We start from the raw sequence: 26,369 nt of genomic DNA on the forward strand, positions 1-26,369 counted from the left end.
CGATTCAAGTACCGCTTTTCGCCGAAGGTCCGATGATTACAACAAAATCATCAATACGATGATGATCAGAATGATGCCCACGATGCCGCTCGGGTAATAACCCCATCCTCTACTGTACGGCCACGTGGGAAGGAGCCCGAAAATCAGCAGGATCAGAACAATCAGTAGAATCGTTTCCATCGAAAATCTCCATATAGAAACATCCCTTAAGTTCCACGGCCAAAGCCGAAGGTCGGATTCGTTTGCGTGGATCGGTATCGGAGCCTACCACGAGATTCTGACTTTTCTCTCGCCCCAAGCTACCGCTTTCCCCAACTTCTTGCCCATGTGAATATCGATTCGCCGTTCCCATCTGTCGTGCATACGGTCCAGCACGACGAATTCACCCATGCCATGGACTTTAACCTTCGTTCCGCAATTGAGCCCCATCTCGAAAAGATCGCGTGAGACAGCAATGACGTTGCGTTTGGATTCAATGGGTTTGTTGCAGGCGCCGATATGAGGTGTGCTGTCGGTTTGCTCAACGACGGAATTGTAAGCGGTGGCAGTTACAGTCATGGATTTCGCTTGCAGCGGATCGGCCAGCCATAGCACTATTACAAGCAGCAAAGCGCCAAATGATGCGCGCTTCGTATCCATACCGTTGATCTTCCATTGAATCCTTCAGGCCCGTTTCCGGAGCCATAATCTTGTAGACATTTGTTCGTCTTTCGGGTTCACCTCGCCGATCGGGAAGATCGAAGCGAGGTCGGTGTTCATCGGGGCGGTTCAGCCTCGCGCCATTCTCCCGGCTTGAGGTCGCCCAGCGTCCAAGGCCCGATTGCCCAGCGAATGAGACGCAAAGTGGGAAATCCAACCGCCGCGGTCATGCGCCGTACCTGACGATTGCGTCCTTCCCGCAAAGTCAGTTCGATCCACGAAGTCGGAATGGCGGCACGATAGCGAATCGGAGGATCGCGCGGCCAAAGACCCGGAGGCTCCTCCATGACGCGCGCCTTGGCCGGCCGAGTCGGACCGTCCTTCAACAGCACCCCGCGCCGCAGCCGCTCCAACGCCGCCTGGTCCGGAACCCCTTCCACCTGCGCCCAATAAACCTTAGGCAACTTATGACGCGGATCGGCGATGCGCGCCTGCAAGCGGCCGTCGTCGGTCAGCAGGAGAAGTCCTTCGCTGTCCCGGTCCAGCCGACCGGCGGGGTACACGTTCTTGAGCGGAATGTAATCGGCGAGCGTCGCGCGGTCGTGAGCGCGGTCGGTAAACTGAGACAGAACGTCGTAGGGCTTATTGAAAAGTATCAGACGGGACACGGGTCTTGGCTCACCGCGGACGGTGCGGAATGGGTAGAATGGAAAACCGTAGAAACTACTATGCAATTCCTTCCGTGTCCAAACCGAAAACGCCGCGTCCCTCGGACCGCTCACCCCGCCAAGTACGCACGCCTAAACGCCCGCAGCCGGAGAAACCGATGGCCCACCCGCCCGAGCGGACGATCAGAATCGCCGGGCTGCCCGCGGTTACCGCCTTATTCAAGCGCGATCCCGACCGGGTACTGCGGTTTTTTTATGAAGAGCACATGGTGCCCCTGGTCGGCGAGTTCTGCGCCTATATGGCACGCTTCCGTCGTCCCTACCGCATGGTCGACACCGAGGAGTTGGCACGCATCGCCGGCACCATGCTGCACGGCGGTATCGTCGCGGTTGCCAAGCCGCGCCAGATTCCACCCCTCGATCTCGGGGAAGCCCATCAGTGGGCTCAAAGCGGGCAGCCCCTGTTCATCCTGGACGGCGTCAGCAATTCTCATAATCTCGGCGCCATCGCCCGCACGCTGGCTTTTTTCGGATTTCAGAATCTGGTGATTTCCGATCACCCGGCTCAAGCCGGACTCTCCGAATCGGCCTATCGGGTGGCAGAGGGCGGGCTCGAATACCTGCAAATCCGCAAGGCCACGTCTTTGCCCGAGGCACTGAAGCGCTTGAGACGCGATTACCGCGTCGTGGGCACGGCCCTGGGGCGCGGCGTTTCCATGGAAACGCTGACGCAAGACCCGCGCCCCGCTGCCGTCGTTCTCGGCAACGAGGAAGATGGGCTACCGACGGCGACGCTGGCGGCTTGCGAAGCCGTCGTGACCCTGCCGGGCTCCGGCCAGGTACAATCCCTCAACGTGTCGGCGACTGCGGCGATCCTGGCTTACGCGTTGCGTCCGCGATCCGACGCCACGCGGCCCACGCGCCGCCCGAACCCTCCACGTGGAAAATCGAGAGGCGCCGGCACTCCGAAAAGCCGCCCGAGAAAATCGGCTTGATTCGCCCGGTCGGCGGTTTCCAGCGGAAAAAACTTATGACAACGCCACCGAAAACCTTATCGATCATCACCTGCCCGGCGTGCGGATTTTCGCGGGAGGAACAAATGCCCGTCGATGCCTGCCAGTGGTTCTACGAATGCGCCGGCTGCGGACGGATGCTGAGGCCCAAGCAGGGGCATTGCTGCGTCTTCTGCTCCTACGGCAGCGTACCGTGCCCGCCGGTACAAACCCACGATCCGGATTGTTGCTCCAAGGCGAACCATCATGTCGACGATAGTTGACTAAAGTTAATCAATTTAAACCGTCCTTTGCCTTGAACAATATCCACTCCGATATTCCGGTCAGGCCCCGTCTGTTCAGCTACGGGCTCGTGGCCTTGCTTCTCGTCGCCGGCTACCTCGCGTTGCGCGGCCATTCGTGGACCGGCTCGGCGCATCTGCACACCATTATGGAAACGGTCGCGACGCTGCTGGCGTTCGTCGTCGGAGCCATGGCCCTGGTCCGCTACTACAGCCGCAAGAGCAATACCTTTCTGGTTATCGGCACCGGTTTCCTCGGCACCGGCCTCCTCGACGGGCACCACGCCCTGGTGACCTCGGAGTGGCTGAGTCAGCGCTTGCCCTCGGCGTTATCGTCGTTGATACCGTGGAGCTGGATGGCATCCCGTTTCTTTTTGTCTGCGGCGCTGCTGTTGAGCGGGTGGATTTGGCGCCGCGAGGCGAAACTCGGCACAGCCGGCCGATTCGACGAAAAAACCGTTTATTCGACGGCTGCCGGGGCCGCGTTGCTGAGTTTTCTTTTCTTCGCGTTCGTACCGCTCCCGCCGTCTCATCATTTTGTGTTGTTGAGTCCGTTTTTTCGCCCCCAGGAATTCTTTCCGGCAATCCTCTTTCTGCTCGCCTTGATCGGTTATCTGAGAAAAGGCCGATGGAAGACCGACAGTTTCGAGCATTGGATGATACTGTCGTTGATCGTGAGCTTCGAATCCCAAGCCGTCTTCATGCCCTTGTCGAGTGGCCTGTTCGACCTCGAATTCAATCTGGCCCATGTGCTCAAATTCGCCAGCTACGTTTGTGTACTGACCGGTCTTATGATCAACATGTATTCCACCTATCGGCAGGCGGAAAACGAAGTCGAGATTCGCATGGCGGCCGAAGCCAAGGCCGAGCGACTGGCGCTCTTCGATGAGCTTACCGGGCTGGAGAATCGCCGCTCCGTCCAGGTTCGGATCGAGCAAGCATTGGCCGCGTCGAGAAGGCACGGCTGGCACGGCGCGCTGCTCTTCCTGGATCTCGACAACTTCAAGAACATCAATGACTCGCTGGGCCATTCGGCGGGAGACACGCTATTGCAGCAGATAGCCCATCGCCTGGTCTCGCTGGTTCGCAGCGAGGACACCGTAGCGCGGTACGGCGGCGACGAGTTCGTGATATTGCTCTGCGAGCTGGCGGATAGACCCGAGAACGCCCGTGACAAGTGCTGGAAAATAGCCGAGAAAGTGCTTGCCTCGCTGGAGGAGCCTTATCGGCTGGGGGATCATTCTTATCATGTGACCTCGAGCATAGGCATCGCCCTTTTTCCCGATGCGGACGGGAACGGCGAAGATCTGCTCAAGCATGCGGACATGGCGATGTACCGATCGAAGCACGATGGCCGAAACGCCATCCGGTTCTACAATCCGCAGATGCACAAAAACGCCCAACAAAGACTGGCGCTCGAGCAGGAGCTCCGAGATGCAATCGACAGGCTCGAATTGCGCCTGCACTTCCAGCCGCAATTCGATTTGCACAGCGGCCGGCCTTCGGGCGCGGAAGTGCTGATGCGCTGGCTGCATCCGGAAAGGGGGCTCATCGGCCCATCGGACTTGATTTCCCTCGCCGAGGAATCCCGCCTGATACTGCCCATCGGCGAGTGGATCATCGGGCAAACGGCCGCATATCTGCGCTGCTGGGAACAAAGCGGCCTGCTCGCCGACATCCGCACCGTGTCGGTCAATCTCAGCCCGGTGCAGTTCCGCCATCCGCAGCTCGTGGAGACGATCCTGCGGATACTGGCCCAGCAGGGCGTCGATCCTCGCCTGATCGCGCTCGAACTGACCGAGAATGTCGTCATGGAGGATCTCAAAGGCTCGCTGAAGAGGATGCGGCAGCTGAAAGACGCGGGTGTGCGTTTATCCTTGGACGATTTCGGGACCGGATATTCCTCGCTCGCCTATCTCAAACAACTGCCGCTCGACGAACTGAAAATCGACCGCAGCTTCATCCGCAGCATCGGGCACAATCAACAAGATGCCGCCGTCGTGGAAGCCATAGTCAACCTGGCTCAGCACCTCGATTTGGATGCCGTGGCCGAAGGCATCGAAACCGCGGACCAATTGGCGTTCTTGCAGCGCATCTATTGCAGGTTCGGCCAAGGATACTATCTCCAAAAACCCATCGATGCCGGCGAATTCGAGGCGTTTCTCGGCCGGGATCCGGAACCGTACGCCGCACGCCACACTCGAATCCCATAGTCGGGCAGCCGGTCCGCCAGCCGTACGCTCGGACTCGTCCGACGGCCGTTTCTAGGATTCTCTAATCTTGCAGTTGATAAATCGCATTTGAGCGGCTGAAATGCGATCCGATAATCACTCGCCAGGGCTTGCCGGTTCTGGTACTCGGTTTTCACGAGGAGAGGAAAGGTGAAAAGACTAATCTTGTGCTTGCCGCTTATGGTGGTGGGAAACGCATGGGCAGCCGAGGAGCTTATGCAAAGGGCGCAGGCCCTGTTCAAACCCATTCCCACCGAACCGCCGCCCATCCGGAACACTGTCGTTACGCCGGAAAGGATCGAGTTGGGCAAGATGCTCTACTTCGATCCGCGTCTTTCGAGGAGTTGGATGATCAGCTGCAATAGCTGCCACAACCTGGCGCTGGGCGGCGTCGATCTCGAGCAGACTTCGATCGGACACGGATGGCAGAAAGGGCCCCGCAATGCACCCACGGTGCTGAATTCCGTGTTCAATATCGCCCAGTTCTGGGACGGGCGGGCGGCCGATCTTCAAACGCAAGCCAAGGGTCCCTTGCAGGCCAGCGTGGAGATGAACAATACCCCCGAGCGGCTCGAAAAAACCCTGAACACCATCCCCGGCTATGTCGAACGCTTCAAGCAAGCTTTCCCGAACGAACCCAACCCGGTGAGCTTCGATAATCTGGCAAAGGCCATCGAGGCCTTCGAAGCGACCCTGATTACCCCGAATTCCAAGTTCGACCGCTATCTCAAAGGCGACGACAAAGCGCTCAACGATGCGGAAAAACAAGGCCTGGCGCTGTTCATGGACAAGGGCTGCTCGAACTGCCACAACGGCATCAACATCGGCGGCAACGGCTATTTTCCTTTCGGCGTCGTGGAAAAACCCGGTGCGGAAATCCTGCCGCTGAAGGACAAGGGACGATTCACCGTCACCAATACCGCCAGCGACGAATACGTCTTCAAAGTGCCCTCATTGAGGAATATCGTGCTGACGCCTCCTTATTTCCACTCCGGCCAGGTGTGGGATCTCCGGCAGGCCGTGGCCATCATGGGCACGGCGCAACTGGGTGCCAAGCTGACCGATCCGGAAATCGACTCGGTCACCACCTTTTTGAGAACCTTGACCGGCGATCAACCCAAAATCGAATTGACCCACCTGCCGGCTCACACCAAAGACACACCCTTGCCGATCGTGGAAGTTACGCCGGAAGGTACGGTAAAACCCGAGGGCACCAAAACGCATTAGCCATGTAGAAGGATGAGCCTTTCCGAGCGGCGTCGAAGAGGCGTTATTCCAAGTCGCTTTCAATCTGGAATTCATGTTTGTAGGGTGGGTTAGGCCGCGAGGCCATAACCCACCGAGCGACCTTCAATCGGTGGATTACGCTCCGCTAAATCCACCCTACGATGAATGTCCACACGCATGCCGAATGGAATTAGCCGTTCCCGGCAGACCGGCTAACGCTTATTCCGGTTACGCGAAAAAATGAGAGGGAAAATCGATCAGCGTTCCAAACCCGCGTAATACCTCGCCAACTGCCGGATCTCCTCGTCGTTGAGCTGCTGCACGATCAGGCGCATGCGCCGGTAGATATCGTTGCGTCGCGCCTCGGATTTGTACGCCAGCATCGTTTGTTCGAGATAGGCGGCCTTTTGGGCGGCAAGGACCGGCGTATCCATGGTCTGGCCTTGCCCGGCGGAACCGTGACAGACGGCGCAGGGCGCTACGATGCGCGTTCCGTCGCCGCGGTCGACGAGTTTGCGGATCGTGTCCGGAACCTCATCTGCCTTCTTTGCGGGAGGCAGGGACTGGCGGCTGTACCAGGCCGAGACGTCCGCCATGTCCTGATCCGACAGGCCGGCGCTTATGCCCACCATGATCTCGTTCGAGCGGCTGCCGCTCTTGTAATCGTGAAGCTGCTTATAGAGATAGGTCGCCGATTGCCCTTGAAGATACGGGAATTCGCTTTCGGCGTTTTCCGGCGTCGCGGCATGGCAGGCTTCGCAAGCTTGCGCGAGTTCCTTACCCCTCTCGGCATCGCCGTTCTTGACGAACCTCAGGGTTTCCGGGGTCCACGCCACCTGGGTCGAAGGCTCCGCCGAGATTTGACCGTTCGCCGCAACGAGCACGATCCATGCGAAAACATAGCCCTTTTTCATGTCAGTACCCCCACGCGACCGAGCCAAAGGTCTTGATCAGGAAAAACTGGGCGATCGGATAGCCGAAGTTCACCAGCATGAGCACCGCTATCGCTATATTCCACACTCTAAAACCGTTCAACAGCGGATGCACCCGGGTCACCGGGTCCAGCGATTCCGCGTATTCGATTTCGTCCGCCTGAATCGGCGCCGTTTCCGGCTGTCGGTACGATTTCGCGAGGATGTAGACGAACAGCCCGGCCGAAAACGTCAGCACGGTTCCCCCGACGACCATGGTCAATATATAGGGATCCCACGCGAAGGTGAGGGGACTGTTGTAGGTCACGGTCGAAATGCGGCGCGGCTGGCCGAGCAACCCGAGAATATGCCAGGCCGTCGTCAGAATGACGAACCCCCAAAACCACGACCACAGTTGCACGAGAGGCAACGTGGACGAAACAAGCGGCTTGCCGGTCACGTGTGGCCAAAGGTAATAGGCCGTGGCCATGTACATGATGATGGTGGTCCCGCCGAAGATCAGATGGAAATGCCCGGCCACCCAGGCCGTATTGTGGACCATGGCGTTCATCGCATAACTCGCGTTGACCAGGCCGCCGAAACCGCCCAGGACCAGCATCGCAGCCGCAAGAATGCCCGCGAGCACCATGGAGTTGCGCCAGGGCAAGGCCCCGATCCAGCCGAACAAGCCCGTGCCTCCCTTGGATCGGCCGGCCATCTCCAGCGAGGCGGTCACCGTGAAGGCGGTAAGCAAGGTCGGCACGGCCACAAGAAAGGTCAGCGCACCGTGAGACAGCTTGAAGCCGGCACTCTGTTCGGGGTCCATATAAAGATGGTGAAAACCGATCGGCAGACTGAGCACCAAGAGCATGACGAAAGCCGCACGTCCCAGTTCGTGGCTAAAAAGTTTCCCGCCCGCCGCCTTGGGAACGAAGCTGTAAAGCGCGATATAGGCCGGTATCAGCCAGAAATAGACGATAGGATGCAGAGTCCAGGCGAATAGCGTTCTCGCTAGCCCGGCGTCAACCGTATCCTTCAATCCCAAGGACCAGGGAACAAGCTGGAACAAAACCTCCGCCGCCACGCCCGCGCTGGTCCAAAGCCACAGAATCGCGTTGGCGGTAGTAGCAAACATCGGCAGGGGCACCGGCTCGCCCGGATGAGCCTCCTTCCATTGCCTGTGCATGGCGATCATGATCACGCACCAGAACCAGGAGCCCACCACCAGCAGCGTTGCGCCGATGTAAAACAGCGCATGGGCCTGCACCGGCGGATAAAAGGTGTAGAGCACCGATGCCCGACCCAGCAGCAACGGGATCGCGGCCAATCCCGTCCCGACCGTGCTGATCCAGAAACCGATCCAGGCCCATTTCAGATTCCATAGCGGCATCTTCAGGCTGGACACGGCCGTGACGTAGCCGAACCCCATGATGAAAAAGGTGGTCAGCACATAAGCCATCAACACCCCATGAGTGCTGACGGAAGCGAAGTACACGCCGGGCGACTGCAGGGCCGGGATCAGGTCGCTGCGCTCCAGCACCTGGTAAAACCCCATAACCGCCGCCAAGGCGAAGGCACCGAAAGCGACCGCGAAATGGCTCAGCGCCAGTTTTCTGATTTCGATTGCGAGCATACGCTTATCTCCTTACCGGTTGCGCATTGGGTGCCGCGGGCCAGCTTTCCTTGGCCACTACGGTCACCTTGCTCCACATGTGATCGTGCCCGAGCCCGCAGTATTCGTTGCAGAGCATGGGATATTCGCCAGGCTTCGGAAAGGTCGTGGTGATCTCGGAGACGTAGCCCGGCACGACCATCGTGCCCATGTTGGTCATCGGGATATGGATGCCGTGCAGGACGTCGGCACTGGCGATGCGGAACGTCACTTGGGTTCCGGCGGGAAGCTGGATCTCGCGGGGATAGAACCCGTAGCGGGCGGCGACCAGAGTCACTTTGATCGTGCCGTCGGGCTGGGTCCAAACGCCGAGTTTATCCTCGGCGAATTCCTCGCTCAGATGGAGACTGGCGGAATCGATGGTTTCGATGTGACTGGGCGGATGGATGTTTCGTGCGATGGCGGTGTAGAAAATGGCCAGCAGAAAGATGCCGATGACCGCCAGAACGACATAAATCCATCTTCTCTCGAGCGGGTGGATATGCATGGCTCACCTCACTGCACGCCGCCGCGCGGCAGAAACACGCCGAAGTAAAGGAAAAGCCAGGCGATCACCATTCCGGCGACGATCAGGCAAAGCAGTGTCCAAGTGCCGATCGGCGTGAATTTCGAGGGATCAAAACGTTCTTCTTCATTTTTGATATCCATATTTGTCCCCTTGACAAATTAGCCGTGCCTCAACAGTCGTGGAGTGTGCCCCGCCTGATGGCCGAACGCAAGCATTAATCCGTTATGATTTGGCGGCAACGCAACAAGTTTTGCCGAATACGCGATAGAGCTAATAGCCCTGCGCGCCGAGCCATGAATCAATCAAAGGACGCGTTTTGATTGGCGAAACCGCTATCGATGGCAACAGGCGGATGCTACTCTGGTTTCCGTCATCCGCTATAGGAGAAGACCATGGCTGTCGCCGCCGAACAAGCTCCAGCCCCCGTCCGGTCCCGGCTGCTCAGGGCGGCTCTCGAATGCTTTCTCGCCGACGAATACCACAAGGTCACGACCCGACGGATTGCCGAAAAGGCCGACGCCAATATTTCGATGATCCGTTACTACTTCGGCAGCAAGGAAGGTCTGTACGAGGAGATGATCCGGGATACGTTGAGCCCGTTGCTGGATGTGCTGGACGGCCCGATGCTGTCGTCGGTGAAAGGCTTTACGGATTTCCTCCGTCTCTACTACGACACGATGTCCAAACGGCCTGAATTTCCCAGGCTGATCCTGAAAGTGCTGGCGCTGAACCAAGGCCCGGGCCGACGCTTCATTCAGCAATTGCTGGAACGGGGACGCACACGCGGCGCGCGGACCGTGGCCGACTTGAAAAGCCATGGACAGATCGCCCCATCGGTAGACCCCGACATCCTGAGAATGACATTCGTCAGCCTGGCCATGATGCCGATGCTGCTGAAAGACATCTTCGAGGAACAGATGGGGCATGCGATGGATGCAGCGTTCATCGAAACCCTGGCCGAGTTCAACGGCCGACTCTTTACAGGGGGCCTGGCACCGGCCCCGCACGAATAGCTGGAGCCGCGATGCCATTACAAAAAACTACCGGAGCCGTTCGGCTGTTTTCCCGATTGATGAAATTCGCCGGCTGGCTCCAGACCATCCCGGACAAGCTGACGCCGCCGCCGTTTCGCCTAATGCAGATCGGCTCGGCTTTCTGGCAATCGCGGGCGCTTTACGTCGCCGCCCGACTCGACATCGCGACGGTGCTGGGAGACCAACAGCTCACGGCCGAAAAGATCGCCGCGCAGGTCTCCGCGCAGCCCGATGGCGTCCACCGGCTGCTTCGGATGCTCGCTGCCATCGGTGTTTTCCAGGAAGTGTCGCCACGTGTGTTCGGTAATAACCGCGTTTCCGCCTATCTGCGGAAGGACCACCCGAAAAGCGTGCGCGCGATGATTCTGATGCACAACTCGGAGGAGATGAGTCGCCCCTGGTATGAACAATTGGAAAACGGCGTCAAGAGAGGGGAAGTTCCTTTCGGGCTCGCTCATGGGCAGGACCTGTTTGCTTATATGGACAGCCACCCCGAATTCGACGCACTGTTCTCGCGGGCGATGGACAGCGTTGAAGCCTTGACCGGAGACAGCTTCGCCCGCGACTTCGATTGGGGACGTTTCGAGCGCGTGATTGATGTCGGCGGATCGAGGGGCAGTAAGTCCCTTGCCATTCTGAAACGGCATCCGCATCTGAAAGCCGTGGTGGTCGATCGCGCTCAGGTTATCCGGGATGCCGAACGATATTGGATTGGACGCGAAGCTCCGGAGCTGCTCGCCCGCCTGAGCTTTCAGGCCGGCGATCTACTCGAAGCGGTCCCGACGGCGACGAGCGACAAGGACATCTACCTGCTCAGCGCCGTACTGCACGGCTTCGACGACGAGACCTGCGCCAAAGCTCTCACCAATCTTGCCGGCGCTTGCGCCGGAACGGACGCCCGCATCGCCCTGATGGAGCTGGTCATGGCCGAATTGCGGGCCGACCTTGCCGGCGCTGCTCTCGACATGCAAATGTTCATGGCCACCCGAGGAAGAGAGAGGACTCTCGATGAATGGCGGAGTCTGTTCGACCGGTGCGGGATGATGCTGGAAGAAGTGGTGAACCTTCGATCGTTTGCGAAGATACTCGTTCTACAGCCGAGATAACGAGATTTGCCGGTGACCTGAACTCGAATCGCCGGTAAATTCCGCCTTCACATTTTGCCGCCGAGACGCATGAGCATTCCGCACAAATGCCCAAGTACAATAACCCCGAAAAGACACATAAGAAAACCGTGATCCTAAACCCATCGCAAACGGTCGCTTCAGCCGCACCGCTTCTTGGGGGCAAACCGTGAACATCCTGAAGAGAATCGTCTTATTCGCACTGGCCTTTTCAGCTCTTCCGGCATATGCGGACTGGAGCGCGGAAGACGAATACGCCTGCAGTGATAATGTGGCCGGCAAATTCAAGTATTACGCCCTGGCCCTGTCCTGGTCGCCGGAGTTCTGCCGTTCCCATCCCGGCCTCCGGCACGAGCCGCAGTGCCGGGAAAACCGTCGATTTATCGTACATGGACTCTGGCCTCAGTGTGAAAACGATGCTCCGCGCGAATGCCGAAACGGCGGACGCCCGGATCGGGTCGATAAACGCAGGATTCACGCCTTCATGCCGTCGGACTATCTGATCCGTCACGAATGGAGGGCCCACGGAACCTGCACCGCGCTGTCCCGCAGCGGCTATTTCGAGCTGACCGAAGCGCTTTACCGAAAACTGAATTTGCCCGGCCTCGCCGAAACCGCCGAAGCGGAGGAGATCGAGCGGCTGTTCATGGAAAAGAATCCAGGGCTCGATGACGACGAAATCGTGCTGTCCTGCGGCGCGAACGGCCAAAGAAGCAGCGCCAAGACCCTAGACGAAGTCATCGTTTGCTTCGACCGCGACACCCACGCCTTTACCCGCTGCGAGAGCATCCGCGACACCTGCCGGACCCAGAAAACCGTCACGGTCACCGGAGCGCGTTGAACGCCGAGACGCGCCCTGCGCCTACCGGAATGGCGACGTAATCGGACCGGCGCCCCGCTCGATGATCTGCCCGATGGCAACCTTGGGAACGGGCTTTCGCCTGCTCTCGCGCCAGTCGAGCTATCCTTCGGCGAATAATCGAATAGCCGGCAACTAAAGAGATAATCTTGTGTCGGTATACCCGATTTCTCCTTAGAATTACTGTTTGTTTTCGGCCCGGGTGAACCCTGTATGCCAACGCGCGGTAATCTCTCCAGTGGGTTCAGGCAAACGAAGCGTCGGAGGACCAAAGCATGTTAGGTCAAGATGAACTGCTCGCGCTGCTATCGGATCTCGAATCCGACCGCATCGAACGAACCCGATCAACGTCGGATACCGACAAATTCGGCCAAGCCATCTGTGCCTTTGCCAACGACCTCCCCGGCCATCGCCGTCCCGGCTATCTCCTGATAGGGGTCAATGACGACGGATCTCTTTCAGGACTGACCGTTACCGACGAGTTGCTCAAGAATCTCGGCGCCATCCGTTCCGATGGAAACGTACTGCCGCAACCGGCAATGAATGTATTCAAGTTCGCATTGCAGGGCGGCGATGTGGCGGTCGTCGAGGTGTTGCCCTCCGACTTGCCCCCCGTAAGGTACAAGGGGCGGGTCCATATCCGTGTTGGTCCGCGCAAAGGCCTTGCCAACGAGCAGGAAGAACGTTTGTTATCCGAGCGCCGCACAGCGCTGGCACGCTCCTTCGATGCCCGCCCGTGCCTGGAAGCGAGGCTCAACGACATTGCCTTGGGGCAATTTGACGCCTACCGCCGTGAGACCATCGACCCTGAAACGGTCTTGGCCAATCACAGGCCCATCGAACATCAATTAGCCGCCCTCCGCTTGTTCGACACCGAACGCCACTGTCCTACCCATGCGGGCATTCTTTTGTTCGGCAAAAACCCGCGCTTTTACCTTCCGGGCGCTTATGTGCAATATCTAAAACTGCCGGGTACCGATTTGACCGATGTGCCCGAGGATCAGGCCGAAATCTCCGGTGACTTGCACTCCATTCTGCACGAGCTCGAAAGCCGCGTAAGACTGCTTATCCAAACCAGGCTTCATACGGTAGGCGGTTTCGAGGAAAAATTGGTGCCCGATTACCCCGAATGGGCGCTACGGGAGCTTCTGATGAATGCCGTGATGCACCGTAACTATGAGAGCAACACCCCCATCCGCTTCTATTGGTTCAGCGATCATGTCGAAATCCTGAGTCCGGGCGGGTTGTACGGCGAGGCCACGCCGGAGAATTTCCCTACTCGCAACAGCTACCGCAATCCGATCATCGCGGAAGCCATGAAATCGCTGGGCTTTGTGAATCGTTTCGGCTACGGCGTTCAGCGCGCGCAGGCGCTGCTCGCGCTGAACGGCAATCCGCCGGCCCAGTTCGACTTTTTTGACCCGCACACGGTACTGGTCAAGGTGTATCGGAGAGCGACATGAAAACCGTGGCGTTTTTCAACAACAAGGGCGGCGTCGGCAAAACGTCGTTGGTATATCACCTGGCATGGATGCTGGCCGACCGCGGCGTCAGAACCCTGGCGGTGGATTTCGACCCGCAGGCCAATCTGACGGCCATGTTCCTGGACGAAACTCGCCTGGAAGAACTGTGGCCGGACGATGACCACCCGCAGACCGTGTACGGGATCATCCGTCCCATTCTGCGCGGCATCGGCGACATCGCTTCGCCGCATGTCGAAAAAATCACCCCGAATTTGGGACTCATCGCCGGCGATTTGGGGCTTTCCCGCTTCGAAGACAAACTCTCGGATGCCTGGCCGCGCTGCCACAACCGCGACGAGTCGGCTTTCCGCACCATGACGGCTTTCCACCGGCTCATTCTGGAAGGGAGTACCTGGGGAGCGGAAATCGTTCTCGTCGATGTCGGTCCCAATTTAGGCGCTATCAACCGCTCGGCGCTCATCGCTTCCGATCAGGTGGTACTGCCGCTGGCACCGGATTTATTTTCGCTGCAAGGCCTCAAGAACTTGGGACCCACGCTGCGGGAATGGCGCGAGGTTTGGGCGGAGTTGTTGCCGAAAGCGCCGCAAGACGTTCCCATGCCCCGCGGCACGATGCAGCCCGTCGGTTATGTCGTCATGCAACACAGCATACGCGACAGCCGGCCGGTCAAGGCCTATCAGCGCTGGATGGCACGTATTCCTTCGGTTTATCGTGAAGCGGTACTGACTGAGTCCTCCGCAAACAGCCCCAGCGTTGCAAATGATCCCTACAATCTTGCCTTGCTCAGGCACTACCGCAGCCTGATGCCCATGGCGATGGACGCCCGCAAGCCGATGTTTTTCCTGAAATCGGCCGACGGCGCCATTGGCTCCCATCAAGAAGCGGTCTCCGACTGTTACAGAGACTTTCAACGCCTCGCCCGAAAAATCGCCGACCGGGCTGGCGTCGCCATGCACTAAGGAAGGCAATTCCAACGAATCACAACGGGCGATTGAGCGCTTTCACGACCTGCCATGAGTTTGGATTTCACCACCCTCGACCTTCTCCGCCAGAACCATCCGGCCTGGCGCTTGCTGCGCTCGGATCACGCGCCGCTGGTGGCGAGTTTTCTTCATCGCGTGTTCGTCGCGCCCAATGTGCGGGTGATGGCGCAGGCGGATTTGGCCGAGGCGCTGGAGGACGAGTTGTTCGGGCTGCGCGAGCGGCTGGGGGAGGACGCTTTCCCTAAGCCTGCGCTCGAATACCTGAACGACTGGGCCGGCAACGACAAGGCCTGGCTACGCAAGTTCTATGTTCAGGGCTCGGACGAACCGCATTTCGATCTGACCCCAGCCACCGAAAAGGCGATAGCCTGGCTGGGCACGCTGACCGAACGGGCTTTCGTCGGGACGGAATCGCGGCTGCTCACGCTGTTCGAACTGCTCAAGCAGATGAGCGAAGGCTCCGAGACCGACCCCGAGGCGCGCATCGCAGAACTCCACAAGCGCCGCGACGAGATCGACGCCGAGATCGCGCGCATTCTGTCCGGCGACATCCCCCTGCTGGACGACACGGCGCTCAAGGACCGCTTCCAGCAGTTCATGGCGCTCGCCCGAGAACTCCTCACCGATTTTCGCGAGGTCGAGCACAATTTCCGCGCACTGGACCGGCGGGTGCGGGAGCGCATCGCGCTGTGGGACGGCGGCAAGGGCGCGCTGCTGGAAGAGATCATGGGCGAGCGCGACGCCATCGCCGATTCGGATCAGGGCCGAAGCTTCCGCGCCTTCTGGGATTTCCTCATGTCCAGCCGCCGCCAGGAAGAACTGACGGAACTGCTGGATCGGGTGCTGAACCTGCCGCCGGTGGCCGAACTCCGGCCGGACGCCCGCACCCGCCGCATTCACTATGACTGGCTGGAAGCGGGCGAGCACACCCAGCGCACGGTCGCCCAGCTTTCGCAGCAGTTGCGGCGCTTCCTGGACGACAAGGCCTGGCTGGAGAATCGGCGCATCATGGACATCCTCCGCAACATCGAGGCCAAGGCGCTGGAACTGCGCGACTCGCCGCCCGCGGGCGAGGTCATGAGCGTCGCCGACACCGCCGCGACCATCGAGCTGCCCTTGGAAAGGCCGCTCTACGTCCCGCCGATCAAGCCGCGCATCGCCGACCTGGCGCTGGAAACAGGCGATACCGAGGTGGACGCCGCCGCGCTGTTCTCCCAGGTGGTCGTCGACAAAACGGCGCTGTCGCGCCACATCCGCCATGCCTTGCAGGAACGCTCGCAAATCACTCTGCGCGAACTGTGCGAGAAGCGTCCCTTGAAGCAGGGGCTTGCCGAATTGGTCGCTTACCTGCAACTGGCGGGCGAAACCTTCAAGTCCGTTGTGGATGAAGAGGTCACCGAAATCATCGTGTGGCACTACGGCGACGACGGGCGCATGAAACAAGCCCGGCTGCCGCGGGTGATCTTCGTGAGGTAATGATGGCGGAACAAGACATCGAAACGCCGAACAACACCGCGCCCGATCTCTCGGCCCTAGTGGTGCCGCTGCTGAAGGGCGTGATCTACCAGGAAAGCGATCCCGCGCTGTGGAACGCGCTGCTCAATTTCCAGGGCCGCGTGCGCGACTATGTGGCCGTGCTCGGGCTGGAGCTGATGCTGGACCAAGCCGAAGGCTACGCCTTCCTGCGCTCGCTCGCCGACGACGAGGACGACGCCGCGGCCAGGACGCCGCGCCTGGTTGTCCGGCGCCCGCTGTCGTTCCCGGTCAGCCTGCTGCTGGCGCTGCTGCGCAAGAAACTGGCCGAATTCGATGCGAGCGGCGGCGACACCCGTCTCGTGCTGTCGCGTGGCGAGGCGGTCGAGCTGATCCGGGTGTTCCTGCCCGAGGGCAGCAACGAGGCCAGGCTGATCGACCAGGTCGACGCCCACCTCAACAGGATCGTGGAACTCGGCTTCCTGCGCCGCTTGAAGCCGCCCGCCGGGCAGGAAGCCATGTTCGAGGTGCGGCGCATTCTCAAGGCTTTCATCGACGCACAGTGGCTGGCGGAATTCGATCAGCGGCTGGATGCCTACAAGGCGCATCTGCTCGAAAACCGACAAGACAACCGAGACAATGACTGACATGGAAACGCTGAGCCTCGATTTCATCGGCGACGACACGCTCACCGGCTATCGCCTGCACCGCCTGGAAGTGTTCAACTGGGGCACCTTCGACGGCCGGATCTGGACGCTGCATCTCGACGGCAAGAACGCTTTGCTCACCGGCGACATCGGTTCCGGCAAATCCACCCTGGTCGACGCCGTGACCACGCTGCTGGTGCCGGCCCACCGCATCGCCTACAACAAGGCGGCCGGAGCCGACACCAGGGAGCGCACCCTGCGCTCCTACGTGCTGGGCCATTACAAATCCGAGCGCAGCGACGCCACCGGCTCGGCCAAGCCGGTCGCCCTGCGCGACCACAACAGCTACTCGGTGATTCTCGGCGTGTTCCACAACGCCGGCTACGATCAGACCGTGACCCTGGCCCAAGTGTTCTGGATGAAAGAGCCGCAAGGCCAGCCGGCGCGCTTTTTCGTCGGCGCCGAGCGCGCGCTGTCCATCACCGCGGATTTCGCCCATTTCGGCTCGGACATCGGCGCCCTGCGCAAACGGCTGCGCAACTCGGGCGTCGAAATCTTCGACAGCTTCCCGCCTTACGGCGCCTGGTTCCGCCGCCGCTTCGGCATCGACAACGAACAGGCGCTGGAACTGTTTCACCAGACGGTGTCGATGAAATCGGTGGGCAACCTGACCGACTTCGTGCGCAGCCACATGCTGGAGCCTTTCGACGTCGCCCCCCGCGTCGCCGCCCTGATCGCTCACTTCGACGACCTCAACCGCGCCCACGAGGCGGTGCTCAAGGCCAAGCGCCAGGTGGAATTGCTCACGCCTCTGGTGGCCGACTGCGACCGGCATACGGAAGTCAGCGCCCGCTGCGAGGAACTGCGGGCCTGCCGCGAGGCGCTCAAACCTTATTTTGCGCGCCTGAAACTCGGCCTGCTGGAAAAGCGCATCGCGACACTCGACGACGACCTGGCGCGACTCAATACGCTGGTGGCGCGGCTGGAAGAACGAAAGCAAGGACAGCAGGCCGAAGAGAGGGAACTTCGGCGCAGCATCGCCGAGAACGGCGGCGACCGCATCGAGCGGATCGGCGAGGAAATCCGCCAGAAAGACGAAGAACAGGCGCGTCGGCGCAAGAAAGCCGAAGACTATGCCGAACTGGTGCGGTCCCTGGATCTCGTTCCGCCCGAGGACGACGACGCCTTTCTCGCCCGGCGGCGCGAATTCGCCCTCCTGCAAGACAAGGCCGACGCCCGCGAAGCGGAGCTGCAGAACGAGCAAAACGAAGTGCGCTTCGCTTTCGCCCAGGGCCGCGAGGAACACAAGGCGCTGACGGCCGAGATCGAGAGCCTGAAAGCCCGCCGCAGCAATATCGACGCCCAGCAGATCGCCATGCGCGCCGCCTTGTGCCGTGCGCTGAACCTGTCCGAGGACGACATGCCGTTCGCCGGCGAGCTGATCCAGGTGCGCGAGGACGAGTGGGAAGGCGCGGCGGAACGCCTGCTGCGCAACTTCGGCCTGTCCATGCTGGTGCCGGACGTCCATTACGCCCGGGTCGCGGAGTGGGTGGACCGCACCCACCTCAAGGGGCGGCTGGTCTATTTCCGGGTGCGGGAAGGCCAGCGCGGCGAGCTCCCCAGCCTCAACCGCGGCTCGCTGGCGCACAAGCTCGCCGTCAAGCCCGATTCGGCCTTTTACGACTGGCTGGAACGCGAACTCGCCCATCGCTTCGATTACGCCTGCTGCGCAACGCAGGAGCAGTTCCGGCGCGAACCCAAGGCCATCACCCGCGCCGGCCAGATCAAGGCGCCCGGCGAGCGCCACGAAAAGGACGACCGGCACCGCCTGGACGACCGCAGCCGCTACGTGCTCGGCTGGTCCAACGCCGCCAAGATCGCGACTCTCGAATCCAGGGCACGGCAGCTCGAGACCCGGCTGGGCGAGCTGGGCAGCCGCCTCGCCGCCCTCGACACCGAACAAAAGGCGATCAGAGCCCGCCTGGCGACGCTGTCGAAGCTCGACGTCTACCGCGACTTCCGCGAACTCGACTGGCACCCCCTGGCCAGCGAAGTGGCGAGGTTACAGGAAGAAAAACGCCGGCTCGAAGCCGCCTCGGACGTGCTCAAGCAACTCGGTGAACGCTTGAATGCCCTGGTGCTCGCCCTGGAAGAAACCGAACGCCGGCTCGTCGACCGCAGGGACGATCGATCGAGGGCAGTACAGAGGAGGAACGATGCCGACGCCTTGCGCGTGCAAACCCAGGCCGTGCTCGACGACCCGGCCAATGCCGTCCACGCGGCCCGCTTCGCCTCGCTGGACGCAATGCGGGCGGAAGCCTTGGGCGAACATCGCCTCGAAGTCGAAAACTGCGACCCGCGCGAACAGGACACGCGCAAGTGGCTGCAGGGCCGCATCGAAGCGGAGGACGCCAAGCTCGGCCGTCTGCGTGACAAGATCATCAAAGCCATGGCCGAATACAAGGAAGCCTACCGGCTGGAAACCCAGGACGTCGACGTCAGCGTCGAGGCGGCCCACGAATACCGCGAGATGCTGGCGAAACTGGAAGCCGACGACCTGCCCCGTTTCGAGGCGCGCTTCAAGGAACTGCTCAACGAAAACACCATCCGCGAGGTCGCCAATTTCCAGTCGCAACTGAACCGCGAGCGGGAGACCATCAAGGAGCGGATCGCCCAGATCAACGCCTCGCTGAATCAGATCGACTACAACCCCGGCCGCTACATCGTGCTGGAAGCGCAGCTGTCCCCGGACAACGACCTGCGCGACTTCCAGGCCGCCTTGCGCAAATGCACCGAAGGCGCGCTGACGGGTTCGGACGACGCCCAATACTCGGAAGAGAAATTCCTCCAGGTGAAGGAAATCATCGAGCGTTTCCGCGGGCGCGAAGGACAGGCCGACATGGACCGGCGCTGGACGGCGCGGGTCACGGACGTCCGCAACTGGTTCACCTTCGCCGCCTCGGAACGCTGGCGTGCCGACGGAACGGAGCACGAGCACTACTCCGACTCGGGCGGCAAATCGGGCGGGCAGAAGGAAAAACTGGCCTACACCATCCTGGCGGCCAGCCTAGCCTACCAGTTCGGCCTGGAATGGGGCGCGGTGCGTTCCCGCTCCTTCCGCTTCGTGGTCATCGACGAAGCCTTCGGCCGCGGCTCCGACGAATCGGCCCAGTACGGATTGAAGCTGTTTCAGCAGCTCAATCTGCAACTCCTGATCGTCACTCCGCTCCAGAAGATCCACATCATCGAACCCTTCGTCGCCAGCGTCGGCTTCGTCCACAACGAAGAAGGCCGCGCCTCCAAGCTGCGCAATCTCTCCATCGAGGATTACCGCGCGGAAAAGGCGAGGGCCAGGGCGTGACATCTTTTCATCCACTTACGGAATCTCTTAAAAAGCCCTCTTCCTGTGGGAGCATAAATATCTACGCAGATCGTCACCCCGGCATGGATTGCCGGGGTCCAGAAGCCAAGGACGGCAAAGGCCGGTCACGTCCATGTGTCCTGGATACCGGCAATCCCTGCCGGTATGACGCATAAACCGGAAGAAATTGAGGCATGAAGTGGACAACCCCCACCGACCTCCGCGCCCAGGTGCAAAAACTGTGGGACAAAGGGCTGATACTTTCCGGCTTAGCCGACGGCGAAACCCTTTTCCCACGCCGACTGACGCTCAAGGGCCCCTCGTCGTCCGAACTCGCGGACCGGTTCGATCAGGTACGAACCTGGATCGCCGATCTCAGGCGCGGTTCGCACTACCGGGTGGTGATGCGCGAGGTGCGGCACCGCGTCCTCGGCGCGAACCGGATTCCCGACGAAGTCTGGATCGACACGCTCGACGACGCGCTGGCCCTGATCGGAAAACGCCGCGACGCCGAGCGCTTCGCCGAGCTGGCGGCGATCACCCGGAACCGCCAGTCTTCGGCGCTCCCCTGGCTCGCCAAGCATCCCTTGAAAGCCCTGGAACTGGCCGATCGCTGGCCGCTGCTACTCGACATCATCGACTGGATAGAGGCCCACCCGCGTCCGGGCGTCTATCTTCGGCAAATCGACATTCCGGGCGTCCATACCAAGTTCATCGAAACCCATCGCTCGGTGTTGTCGGAACTCTTGGACCTCACCCTGCCGCCCGACGCGATCGATGCCGACGCCGTCGGCCTCGGCCAGTTTTGCCGCCGCTACGGATTCCGCGACAAGCCGGTCCGAATCCGTTTCCGCATTCTCGATTCCGATCTGGCTTTACTGCCCGGCACCACCGACCAGGACGTCACCCTGGACCACGGCACCTTCGCCCTGCTGGACGCCAAAGTAAACCGGGTATTCATCACCGAAAACGAAATCAACTTCCTGGCCTTCCCGAACCTGCCCCGCAGCATGGTCGTATTCGGCGCCGGGTACGGATTCGACAGCCTGGCCAAAGCCGCCTGGCTGCACCGCTGCGCCGTCCACTACTGGGGCGACATCGACACCCACGGATTCGCCATCCTGGACCAACTGCGGACCTATCTTCCCCATGCCGAATCCTTCCTGATGGACCGCGAAACCCTGATGGCCCACCCGTCCCAATGGGTGACCGAACCCCAGCCGGTCCGCCGCGATCTTCCCCGCCTCACCCGTGAGGAACAGGCGCTTTACGACGACCTCCGCGACAACCGCATCCGTCCTTCCCTCCGTCTCGAACAGGAACGGATCGGCTTCGGGTGGATCGGGGCAGCATTGGATAGGCTGAGGCTTGGATATAACGCTTGAGCTTGCCGTTCGAGCTAAGCCTTGCGGATCAGCGGTTTAGCTGCATTCGCGGTTCGCGGGAACTTTCCTTTTTGTTTGTTTATTGCACCGTATACGTGACAATAATTAAGACTATGGCCGAAAACAACGTTCCGATTCATGTTTCTGGTGTAGGGTGGGTTAGGCGCGCGTCGGACGGACCCTGCAACGTTCCTTCCGTGTTGCCGCGCGCCGTAACCCACCAGGCAAGCCGCGGAATCGGTGGGTTACGGCGCACTCGAAGCGCAGTGTTCAATGACTGGCCGGTGCTGGAGTGCGCCTAACCCACCCTACGGCTATATCGCTGCTCAAGAACAGCGAAATCGACGGCATCGCCACCGAGACCGTCGATTTCAAACACTCCTTCGCCACTCGCGCTCGGACTCTACGTTTTAAACTGCTGGCACGGCTATCAATGCTGCGAAGCCGATTCCGTGGCCGAGATCGGCACATCATTGAGCCATTCGAATCAGCACTAACCAAAAGACTAAAGATCAGGATCGCGGATGCCCACTCTGAACTGGATCGGCAAAGAAGCCGTCGTCAAACATCACAAAGAAGTGCCTTTCCGGCTCTTGGAACCGGTGCCGGAACTTTCCTGCCCGCCTCTCTTCTTGGAAGAAGGGCCGGGAGCGAGGGAAAGCGGCAACTTGATCGTCCAGGGCGACAATCTGCACGCGCTCAAGGCCCTGCTGCCCCGCTACGCCGGCCAGGTCAAGTGCATCTACATCGATCCGCCGTACAACACCGGCAACGAGAGCTGGGTTTACAACGACAACGTCAACAGTCCGGAAATCCGCCGCTGGCTGGGCGAAGTGGTCGGCAAGGAAGGTGAAACCCTGGACCGGCACGACCGCTGGCTGTGCATGATGTATCCGCGGCTGGTGCTGCTGAAGCAGTTTTTACGCGAGGATGGAGCGATATTTGTTTCAATCGACGATAACGAGGTGGCGACGCTGAGATTGTTGATGGATGAGATTTTCGGGGCGAAGAATTTTGTCGCGACGGTACTGTGGCAGAAGGTCTATTCGCCAAAGAACTCTGCGCGTCATTTGTCAGAAGACCATGACTACGTTGTGATATACGCCTCCAAAGCAGACGCTTGGAAGCCAAACTTGCTGCCGCGTACGGACGAACAAAATGCTGCATATAGGAATCCGGACGATGATCCACGCGGCGTTTGGAAAACAAGTGACTTATCGGCGCGTAATTACTATTCAGCTGGAACTTACCCAATCACTTGTCCGTCTGGACGAGTGATTGACAGTCCGCCGAAGGGAATGTATTGGCGTGTATCAAAGGAACGGTTTGTGGAACTCGAGCGCGACAACCGGATCTGGTGGGGTAAAGACGGTAATGCCATTCCACAGATCAAACGTTTCCTACACGAGGTGAAGGACGGTCGCGTTCCGCAAACGATGTGGTTTTACAAAGACGTCGGCCATACCCAGGAGGCTAAGCAGGAACTGCTGGAACTGATCCACTTCCAAACATCCGACGACGTATTCATCACCCCCAAACCCACCAGACTGATCCAGCGCATCCTCCAAATCGCCACCGACAAAGACTCGCTAATCCTCGACTCCTTCGCCGGGTCCGGCACCACCGGTCATGCGGTACTGAAGCAAAACGCGGAGGACGGCGGCAACCGCCGCTTCATCCTGGTGGAAATGGACAAGGGCATCGCCCGGAACGTGACCGCGGAAAGGATTAAGCGCATCGCATCCGGCTACACCAGCGCCAAAGGCAACAAGGTCGAGGGACTCCGCGGCGGATTCCAGTTCTGCCGCCTCTCCGCCGAGCCCCTGTTCGCCGCCGACGGCCAGATCCGCTCCGACGTCACGTTCGCCCAACTCGCCGAATTCGTCTGGTTCGCCGAAACCGGCAGCGGCTACGCCGGCCAGGCCGAATCGCCCTTGCTGGGCGTGCACGAGGGCAGGGCGATCTATCTGCTCTACAACGGCATTCTCAAGGACAAAACGGTGACGGGCGGCAACGTGCTGACCGGCCCGGTGTTCGACCTCTTGCCCCGATTCGACGGCCCGAAAGTGATCTATGCCGCCGCCAACCGGATGGGGGCACGCACGGCGCGCGAAGGCATCGTCTTCAAGCAAACTCCTTATGCGCTGGAGGTGTGAGCCATGACGACGTTTTCCGCGAAAACCTATCAGTCGCAGGTACTCGAAAGCGTCGAGGCGTATTTCAGAGCCTGCCACGAACTCCCCAGTCCTTCGGTGGCGTTCAATGCCGTTACAGAAAGACTCTGGGGCCGAGGCCTAGCCTACAACCCGCTGTCGGGTTTTCCGCCGGACATGCCCTATTTCTGTCTGCGCGTGCCGACCGGCGGCGGCAAGACCTGGCTTGCAGCCAGGAGCGTGCAACTGGTCAATACGCATCTGCTACGCGTCGAGCACAGCGTGATTCTGTGGCTGGTGCCGTCCAAGCCGATTCGCGAACAGACACTGCGGGCCCTGAAGGACCGCAAGCACCCCTATCATGCCGCGCTGAGGGAAGCCGGTCCGGTCACGGTGATGGATCTCGAGGAAGCCAAGAGCGTAACCCGCGCCACGCTGGATTCCTCGACGGCGGTGATCGTCGCCACCCGCCAGGCCTTCCAGGTGGAGGAGGAAGAATGCCGCAAGGTTTATCAGTCCAGCGGAGCGCTGATGCATCACTTCGACAATCTTTCGCCGGTGCAGCGGGACGAGCTTCTGAGAGAGGGCCAGGGAGCCGAGCAAACCGTGCCCTATTCGCTGGCCAACGTACTGCGCCAGCGCCGACCTCTCGTCATCATCGACGAAGCCCACAACAGCCGCACCGAACTGGCTTTCGACATGCTGGCGCGGTTTCGGCCCAGCGGGGTGATGGAGCTGACGGCCACGCCCGATACCGAGCGGACGCCGTCCAACGTACTGCACAGCGTTTCCGCCGCCGAGCTGAAAGCGGAGGAAATGATCAAGCTGCCGGTAGTGCTGGAAACCGAGCCCAACTGGCAACAGTGCCTGGCGGACGCTATCGGCCGCCGCGACGCATTGCACAAACTGGCCGACGACGAGCACCGAACCGGTGCCGATTACCTTCGCCCGATCGTGCTGATCCAAGCCGAACCCCGGCGCAGCGGCGTGGAAACGCTGGACGTGGAGCGGGTGCGCCATGAACTGATCGCCAATCACCGGATTCCGGCCGACGAAATCGCGGTCGCCACCGGTGAGGAGAAAGGTCTGGAGAAGATCGAGGCGGAACATAAGCTCGGTATCGCCGATCCCGCTTGCCCGGTGAAGTTCGTCATCACCCAGAAGGCGCTGGCCGAAGGCTGGGATTGCCCGTTCGCCTACATTCTGGTGAGCATGGCTTCGCTCCATTCGGCCACTGCGGTAGAACAGTTGCTGGGGCGGGTGCTTCGCCAACCCGGAGCGAGCCATCGGCAGAATCGATTGCTCAACCAGTCCTATGCCTTCGTGGTGTCGCGCAACTTCGCCGAGACGGCCGCCGCATTGCGCGACCGGCTGGTAACCGGGGCCGGCTTCGAGCGGCGCGAAGTCGCCGAGTTCGTCACCGCGGCGAAACCCGAACAGGCGCGGCTCGACCTGGACGGGCACACCGGCCGCATCGTGGTCCGGCCCGTCGCGATCACTTTGCCCGAAAAACCCGACCTCAAGAGCGTACCCAAGCCGGTGCGGGACAAGGTGAGTTGGGATAGCCGGCTCAACACCCTGACCATCAAGACACCGCTGACCGAGGAAGAAACCGAAGACCTTAAGGCGGCGGTCACAACGGAGACTGCCGTGGCCGCCATCGAGCAAGCCGCCGAAACGAGCCGCACCGCCGCCGTGGAATTTTTCCAGACTCCGGCCGAGCTGGGGGAGCGCTTTCGCGTGCCACAGCTAGCCCTTTGGGTACAAGGCGAGTTGCGGCTATTCGACGATCCCGAGGTCCTGGAGTATCCCTGGGACTTATCGCCTTACGACGCCGCGCCGACCGCCGAGGATGTCGCTGCGCTGGGGGCTGGCCTCCAGGTCTCGGAAGGCGGCGAGATCGATATCGATGAAACCTCGGGTCGGGTAGTCTCCCGCTTCTTGCCAGAATTACAGCGCGATCTGGGCCTGGTCTATCAGCCGGAACACTGGGATGAGCTGCGGTTGGCCACGTGGCTGTGCCGTAACCTGCCCGAGCCGTCGCTGACGCATGCCAGTAAACAGGCTTTCGTCGCGGCCTGGATCACGAACCTGCTCAAACGCGAAGGTTTTACGCTAGCCCGCATCAACTTACAGAAGTTTCTCATCCGAGACCTGATCGAAGCGCGCATTCGCCGTTTGCGTACCAAAGCTATCGGCAGCGCCTATCAACAAACTTTGTTTGGCGAAAATCAGGCCGAGCGCGTGGCCGTAAGCGATCAGTACGCTTTCGAATTTCACCCGCAAGCCTACGCACCGAGCCGAGACTACGACGGACGTTTCGGCTACTTCGAATTCCGCAGGCACTTCTACGGCCGGATCGGCGATTTCGACAGCAAGGAAGAATTCGAGTGCGCTTGCTGGCTTGATACTCAGGCACAGAAAGAACGAATTCGGTACTGGGTACGCAATCTGGTTCGGCGGGAGGGGTGTTCGTTCTTTCTGCAGAAGGCCGATGGCCGGTTTTATCCGGACTTCCTCTGCCGATTGCCGAACGACGTCGTGCTCGCGGTGGAATACAAAGGCGCAGACCGCTGGCCGAGTGCCGAGGACGACCGCCTGATCGGCGGGATTTGGGCTTCGCTCTCGGATGGCCGGTGTTGTTTCGTGATGGTCAGGGACAAGCATTGGGACTGGATCGAGAGCTTGCTGTGATGACTGTAGTCGTATTTCAGCC

The 26,369-nt window shown here is 60.4% G+C and carries 22 protein-coding genes; 15 read left to right on the top strand and 7 right to left on the bottom strand.

Annotated elements, in window-relative coordinates; genetic code table 11:
- Nucleotides 1-36: 36 nt before the first annotated feature.
- The 3 genes from ACR2TX_RS05800 to ACR2TX_RS05810 all read right to left on the bottom strand — a co-directional run bounded on the left by ACR2TX_RS05800 (nt 37) and on the right by ACR2TX_RS05810 (nt 1,307).
- On the bottom strand, nt 37-180 hold the full coding sequence (locus tag ACR2TX_RS05800; RefSeq protein WP_077728224.1) for a DUF3309 family protein: 144 nt from the start codon (nt 178-180) through the stop codon (nt 37-39).
- A gap of 84 nt (nt 181-264) precedes the next feature.
- Complete coding sequence (locus tag ACR2TX_RS05805) at nt 265-639, bottom strand: 3D domain-containing protein (protein WP_086134445.1); 375 nt, start codon at nt 637-639, stop codon at nt 265-267.
- A gap of 116 nt (nt 640-755) precedes the next feature.
- Nucleotides 756-1,307 carry an rRNA large subunit pseudouridine synthase E gene (locus tag ACR2TX_RS05810; protein WP_086134446.1) on the bottom strand — a complete coding sequence of 184 codons (552 nt, stop codon included), beginning with the start codon at nt 1,305-1,307 and terminating at the stop codon, nt 756-758.
- A 158-nt stretch (nt 1,308-1,465) separates the two neighbouring features.
- Here ACR2TX_RS05810 and ACR2TX_RS05815 point away from each other — a divergent pair, with 158 nt between their 5' ends.
- The 4 genes from ACR2TX_RS05815 to ACR2TX_RS05830 all read left to right on the top strand — a co-directional run bounded on the left by ACR2TX_RS05815 (nt 1,466) and on the right by ACR2TX_RS05830 (nt 6,059).
- Nucleotides 1,466-2,302 carry a TrmH family RNA methyltransferase gene (locus ACR2TX_RS05815; RefSeq protein ID WP_434131523.1) on the top strand — a complete coding sequence of 279 codons (837 nt, stop codon included), beginning with the start codon at nt 1,466-1,468 and terminating at the stop codon, nt 2,300-2,302.
- Nucleotides 2,303-2,337: 35 nt separating this feature from the next.
- Nucleotides 2,338-2,583 (top strand): GDCCVxC domain-containing (seleno)protein, encoded by a 246-nt coding sequence (locus tag ACR2TX_RS05820; protein WP_133716367.1) that lies wholly within the window; start codon nt 2,338-2,340, stop codon nt 2,581-2,583.
- Nucleotides 2,580-4,814, top strand: coding sequence for a putative bifunctional diguanylate cyclase/phosphodiesterase (locus tag ACR2TX_RS05825; protein ID WP_434131525.1), 2,235 nt, complete (start codon nt 2,580-2,582; stop codon nt 4,812-4,814). The genes ACR2TX_RS05820 and ACR2TX_RS05825 overlap by 4 nt, the downstream gene beginning before the upstream one ends.
- 198 nt (nt 4,815-5,012) lie before the next feature.
- Nucleotides 5,013-6,059, top strand: coding sequence for a cytochrome-c peroxidase (locus ACR2TX_RS05830; RefSeq protein ID WP_143735048.1), 1,047 nt, complete (start codon nt 5,013-5,015; stop codon nt 6,057-6,059).
- A gap of 257 nt (nt 6,060-6,316) precedes the next feature.
- Here ACR2TX_RS05830 and ACR2TX_RS05835 read toward each other — a convergent pair whose 3' ends face one another.
- Genes ACR2TX_RS05835 through ACR2TX_RS05850 form a run of 4 tightly spaced genes read right to left on the bottom strand, consistent with a single transcriptional unit; the run spans nt 6,317 to nt 9,290 of the window.
- Nucleotides 6,317-6,973, bottom strand: a complete 657-nt coding sequence (locus ACR2TX_RS05835; protein ID WP_434131526.1) for a c-type cytochrome — start codon at nt 6,971-6,973, stop codon at nt 6,317-6,319.
- A gap of 1 nt (nt 6,974) precedes the next feature.
- Complete coding sequence (locus ACR2TX_RS05840) at nt 6,975-8,603, bottom strand: b(o/a)3-type cytochrome-c oxidase subunit 1 (RefSeq protein ID WP_434131527.1); 1,629 nt, start codon at nt 8,601-8,603, stop codon at nt 6,975-6,977.
- Between the two features lie 4 nt (nt 8,604-8,607).
- Nucleotides 8,608-9,129, bottom strand: a complete 522-nt coding sequence (locus ACR2TX_RS05845; protein ID WP_077728254.1) for a cupredoxin domain-containing protein — start codon at nt 9,127-9,129, stop codon at nt 8,608-8,610.
- An 8-nt stretch (nt 9,130-9,137) separates the two neighbouring features.
- Nucleotides 9,138-9,290, bottom strand: coding sequence for a hypothetical protein (locus ACR2TX_RS05850; protein WP_166642458.1), 153 nt, complete (start codon nt 9,288-9,290; stop codon nt 9,138-9,140).
- A 252-nt stretch (nt 9,291-9,542) separates the two neighbouring features.
- Here ACR2TX_RS05850 and ACR2TX_RS05855 point away from each other — a divergent pair, with 252 nt between their 5' ends.
- From ACR2TX_RS05855 to ACR2TX_RS05905, 11 genes are all read left to right on the top strand, one after another.
- The gene (locus tag ACR2TX_RS05855) at nt 9,543-10,163 is read left to right on the top strand and encodes a TetR/AcrR family transcriptional regulator (RefSeq protein WP_086134453.1); all 621 of its coding nucleotides are present in this window, start codon (nt 9,543-9,545) and stop codon (nt 10,161-10,163) included.
- 11 nt (nt 10,164-10,174) lie between these two features.
- Nucleotides 10,175-11,290: a methyltransferase gene (locus tag ACR2TX_RS05860; protein WP_086134454.1), complete on the top strand. Its 1,116-nt coding sequence runs from the start codon at nt 10,175-10,177 to the stop codon at nt 11,288-11,290.
- 187 nt (nt 11,291-11,477) lie between these two features.
- Nucleotides 11,478-12,149 (top strand): ribonuclease T2 family protein, encoded by a 672-nt coding sequence (locus ACR2TX_RS05865; RefSeq protein WP_434131529.1) that lies wholly within the window; start codon nt 11,478-11,480, stop codon nt 12,147-12,149.
- Nucleotides 12,150-12,442: 293 nt separating this feature from the next.
- On the top strand, nt 12,443-13,630 hold the full coding sequence (locus ACR2TX_RS05870; protein WP_347259156.1) for an RNA-binding domain-containing protein: 1,188 nt from the start codon (nt 12,443-12,445) through the stop codon (nt 13,628-13,630).
- Complete coding sequence (locus ACR2TX_RS05875) at nt 13,627-14,610, top strand: ParA family protein (protein WP_347259157.1); 984 nt, start codon at nt 13,627-13,629, stop codon at nt 14,608-14,610. The genes ACR2TX_RS05870 and ACR2TX_RS05875 overlap by 4 nt, the downstream gene beginning before the upstream one ends.
- A 54-nt stretch (nt 14,611-14,664) precedes the next feature.
- Complete coding sequence (locus tag ACR2TX_RS05880; protein WP_434131531.1) at nt 14,665-16,110, top strand: DUF3375 domain-containing protein; 1,446 nt, start codon at nt 14,665-14,667, stop codon at nt 16,108-16,110.
- Nucleotides 16,110-16,754 carry a DUF4194 domain-containing protein gene (locus ACR2TX_RS05885; RefSeq protein ID WP_434131533.1) on the top strand — a complete coding sequence of 215 codons (645 nt, stop codon included), beginning with the start codon at nt 16,110-16,112 and terminating at the stop codon, nt 16,752-16,754. Before ACR2TX_RS05880 ends, ACR2TX_RS05885 begins: the two co-directional genes overlap by 1 nt.
- Entirely contained in the window at nt 16,747-20,115 is a 3,369-nt protein-coding gene (locus tag ACR2TX_RS05890; protein ID WP_434131536.1) for an ATP-binding protein, read from the top strand. The genes ACR2TX_RS05885 and ACR2TX_RS05890 overlap by 8 nt, the downstream gene beginning before the upstream one ends.
- 194 nt (nt 20,116-20,309) lie before the next feature.
- Entirely contained in the window at nt 20,310-21,500 is a 1,191-nt protein-coding gene (locus ACR2TX_RS05895) for a DUF3322 domain-containing protein (RefSeq protein ID WP_434131537.1), read from the top strand.
- Nucleotides 21,501-22,024: 524 nt separating this feature from the next.
- A complete protein-coding gene (locus tag ACR2TX_RS05900; protein ID WP_434131539.1) occupies nt 22,025-23,656 on the top strand; it encodes a site-specific DNA-methyltransferase in 1,632 nt (543 codons plus the stop codon).
- 3 nt (nt 23,657-23,659) lie between these two features.
- A complete protein-coding gene (locus ACR2TX_RS05905; protein WP_434131540.1) occupies nt 23,660-26,347 on the top strand; it encodes a DEAD/DEAH box helicase in 2,688 nt (895 codons plus the stop codon).
- Nucleotides 26,348-26,369: the final 22 nt, after the last annotated feature.

The organism is Methylocaldum sp. GT1BB, assembly GCF_051027545.1.
Taxonomy (GTDB): domain Bacteria; phylum Pseudomonadota; class Gammaproteobacteria; order Methylococcales; family Methylococcaceae; genus Methylocaldum.

What these genes read in the sequence shown, in the direction of transcription:
- ACR2TX_RS05875 (WP_347259157.1), top strand. Translation starts at nt 13,627, where the DNA reads ATGAAAACCGTGGCGTTTTTCAACAACAAGGGCGGCGTCGGCAAAACG.
- ACR2TX_RS05905 (WP_434131540.1), top strand. Translation starts at nt 23,660, where the DNA reads ATGACGACGTTTTCCGCGAAAACCTATCAGTCGCAGGTACTCGAAAGC.
- ACR2TX_RS05900 (WP_434131539.1), top strand. Translation starts at nt 22,025, where the DNA reads ATGCCCACTCTGAACTGGATCGGCAAAGAAGCCGTCGTCAAACATCAC.
- ACR2TX_RS05845 (WP_077728254.1), bottom strand. Translation starts at nt 9,129, where the DNA reads ATGCATATCCACCCGCTCGAGAGAAGATGGATTTATGTCGTTCTGGCG.
- ACR2TX_RS05880 (WP_434131531.1), top strand. Translation starts at nt 14,665, where the DNA reads ATGAGTTTGGATTTCACCACCCTCGACCTTCTCCGCCAGAACCATCCG.
- ACR2TX_RS05815 (WP_434131523.1), top strand. Translation starts at nt 1,466, where the DNA reads ATGGCCCACCCGCCCGAGCGGACGATCAGAATCGCCGGGCTGCCCGCG.
- ACR2TX_RS05860 (WP_086134454.1), top strand. Translation starts at nt 10,175, where the DNA reads ATGCCATTACAAAAAACTACCGGAGCCGTTCGGCTGTTTTCCCGATTG.
- ACR2TX_RS05830 (WP_143735048.1), top strand. Translation starts at nt 5,013, where the DNA reads ATGGTGGTGGGAAACGCATGGGCAGCCGAGGAGCTTATGCAAAGGGCG.
- ACR2TX_RS05855 (WP_086134453.1), top strand. Translation starts at nt 9,543, where the DNA reads ATGGCTGTCGCCGCCGAACAAGCTCCAGCCCCCGTCCGGTCCCGGCTG.
- ACR2TX_RS05805 (WP_086134445.1), bottom strand. Translation starts at nt 639, where the DNA reads ATGGATACGAAGCGCGCATCATTTGGCGCTTTGCTGCTTGTAATAGTG.
- ACR2TX_RS05890 (WP_434131536.1), top strand. Translation starts at nt 16,747, where the DNA reads ATGACTGACATGGAAACGCTGAGCCTCGATTTCATCGGCGACGACACG.
- ACR2TX_RS05870 (WP_347259156.1), top strand. Translation starts at nt 12,443, where the DNA reads ATGTTAGGTCAAGATGAACTGCTCGCGCTGCTATCGGATCTCGAATCC.
- ACR2TX_RS05835 (WP_434131526.1), bottom strand. Translation starts at nt 6,973, where the DNA reads ATGAAAAAGGGCTATGTTTTCGCATGGATCGTGCTCGTTGCGGCGAAC.
- ACR2TX_RS05885 (WP_434131533.1), top strand. Translation starts at nt 16,110, where the DNA reads ATGATGGCGGAACAAGACATCGAAACGCCGAACAACACCGCGCCCGAT.
- ACR2TX_RS05840 (WP_434131527.1), bottom strand. Translation starts at nt 8,603, where the DNA reads ATGCTCGCAATCGAAATCAGAAAACTGGCGCTGAGCCATTTCGCGGTC.
- ACR2TX_RS05800 (WP_077728224.1), bottom strand. Translation starts at nt 180, where the DNA reads ATGGAAACGATTCTACTGATTGTTCTGATCCTGCTGATTTTCGGGCTC.
- ACR2TX_RS05820 (WP_133716367.1), top strand. Translation starts at nt 2,338, where the DNA reads ATGACAACGCCACCGAAAACCTTATCGATCATCACCTGCCCGGCGTGC.
- ACR2TX_RS05850 (WP_166642458.1), bottom strand. Translation starts at nt 9,290, where the DNA reads ATGGATATCAAAAATGAAGAAGAACGTTTTGATCCCTCGAAATTCACG.
- ACR2TX_RS05895 (WP_434131537.1), top strand. Translation starts at nt 20,310, where the DNA reads ATGAAGTGGACAACCCCCACCGACCTCCGCGCCCAGGTGCAAAAACTG.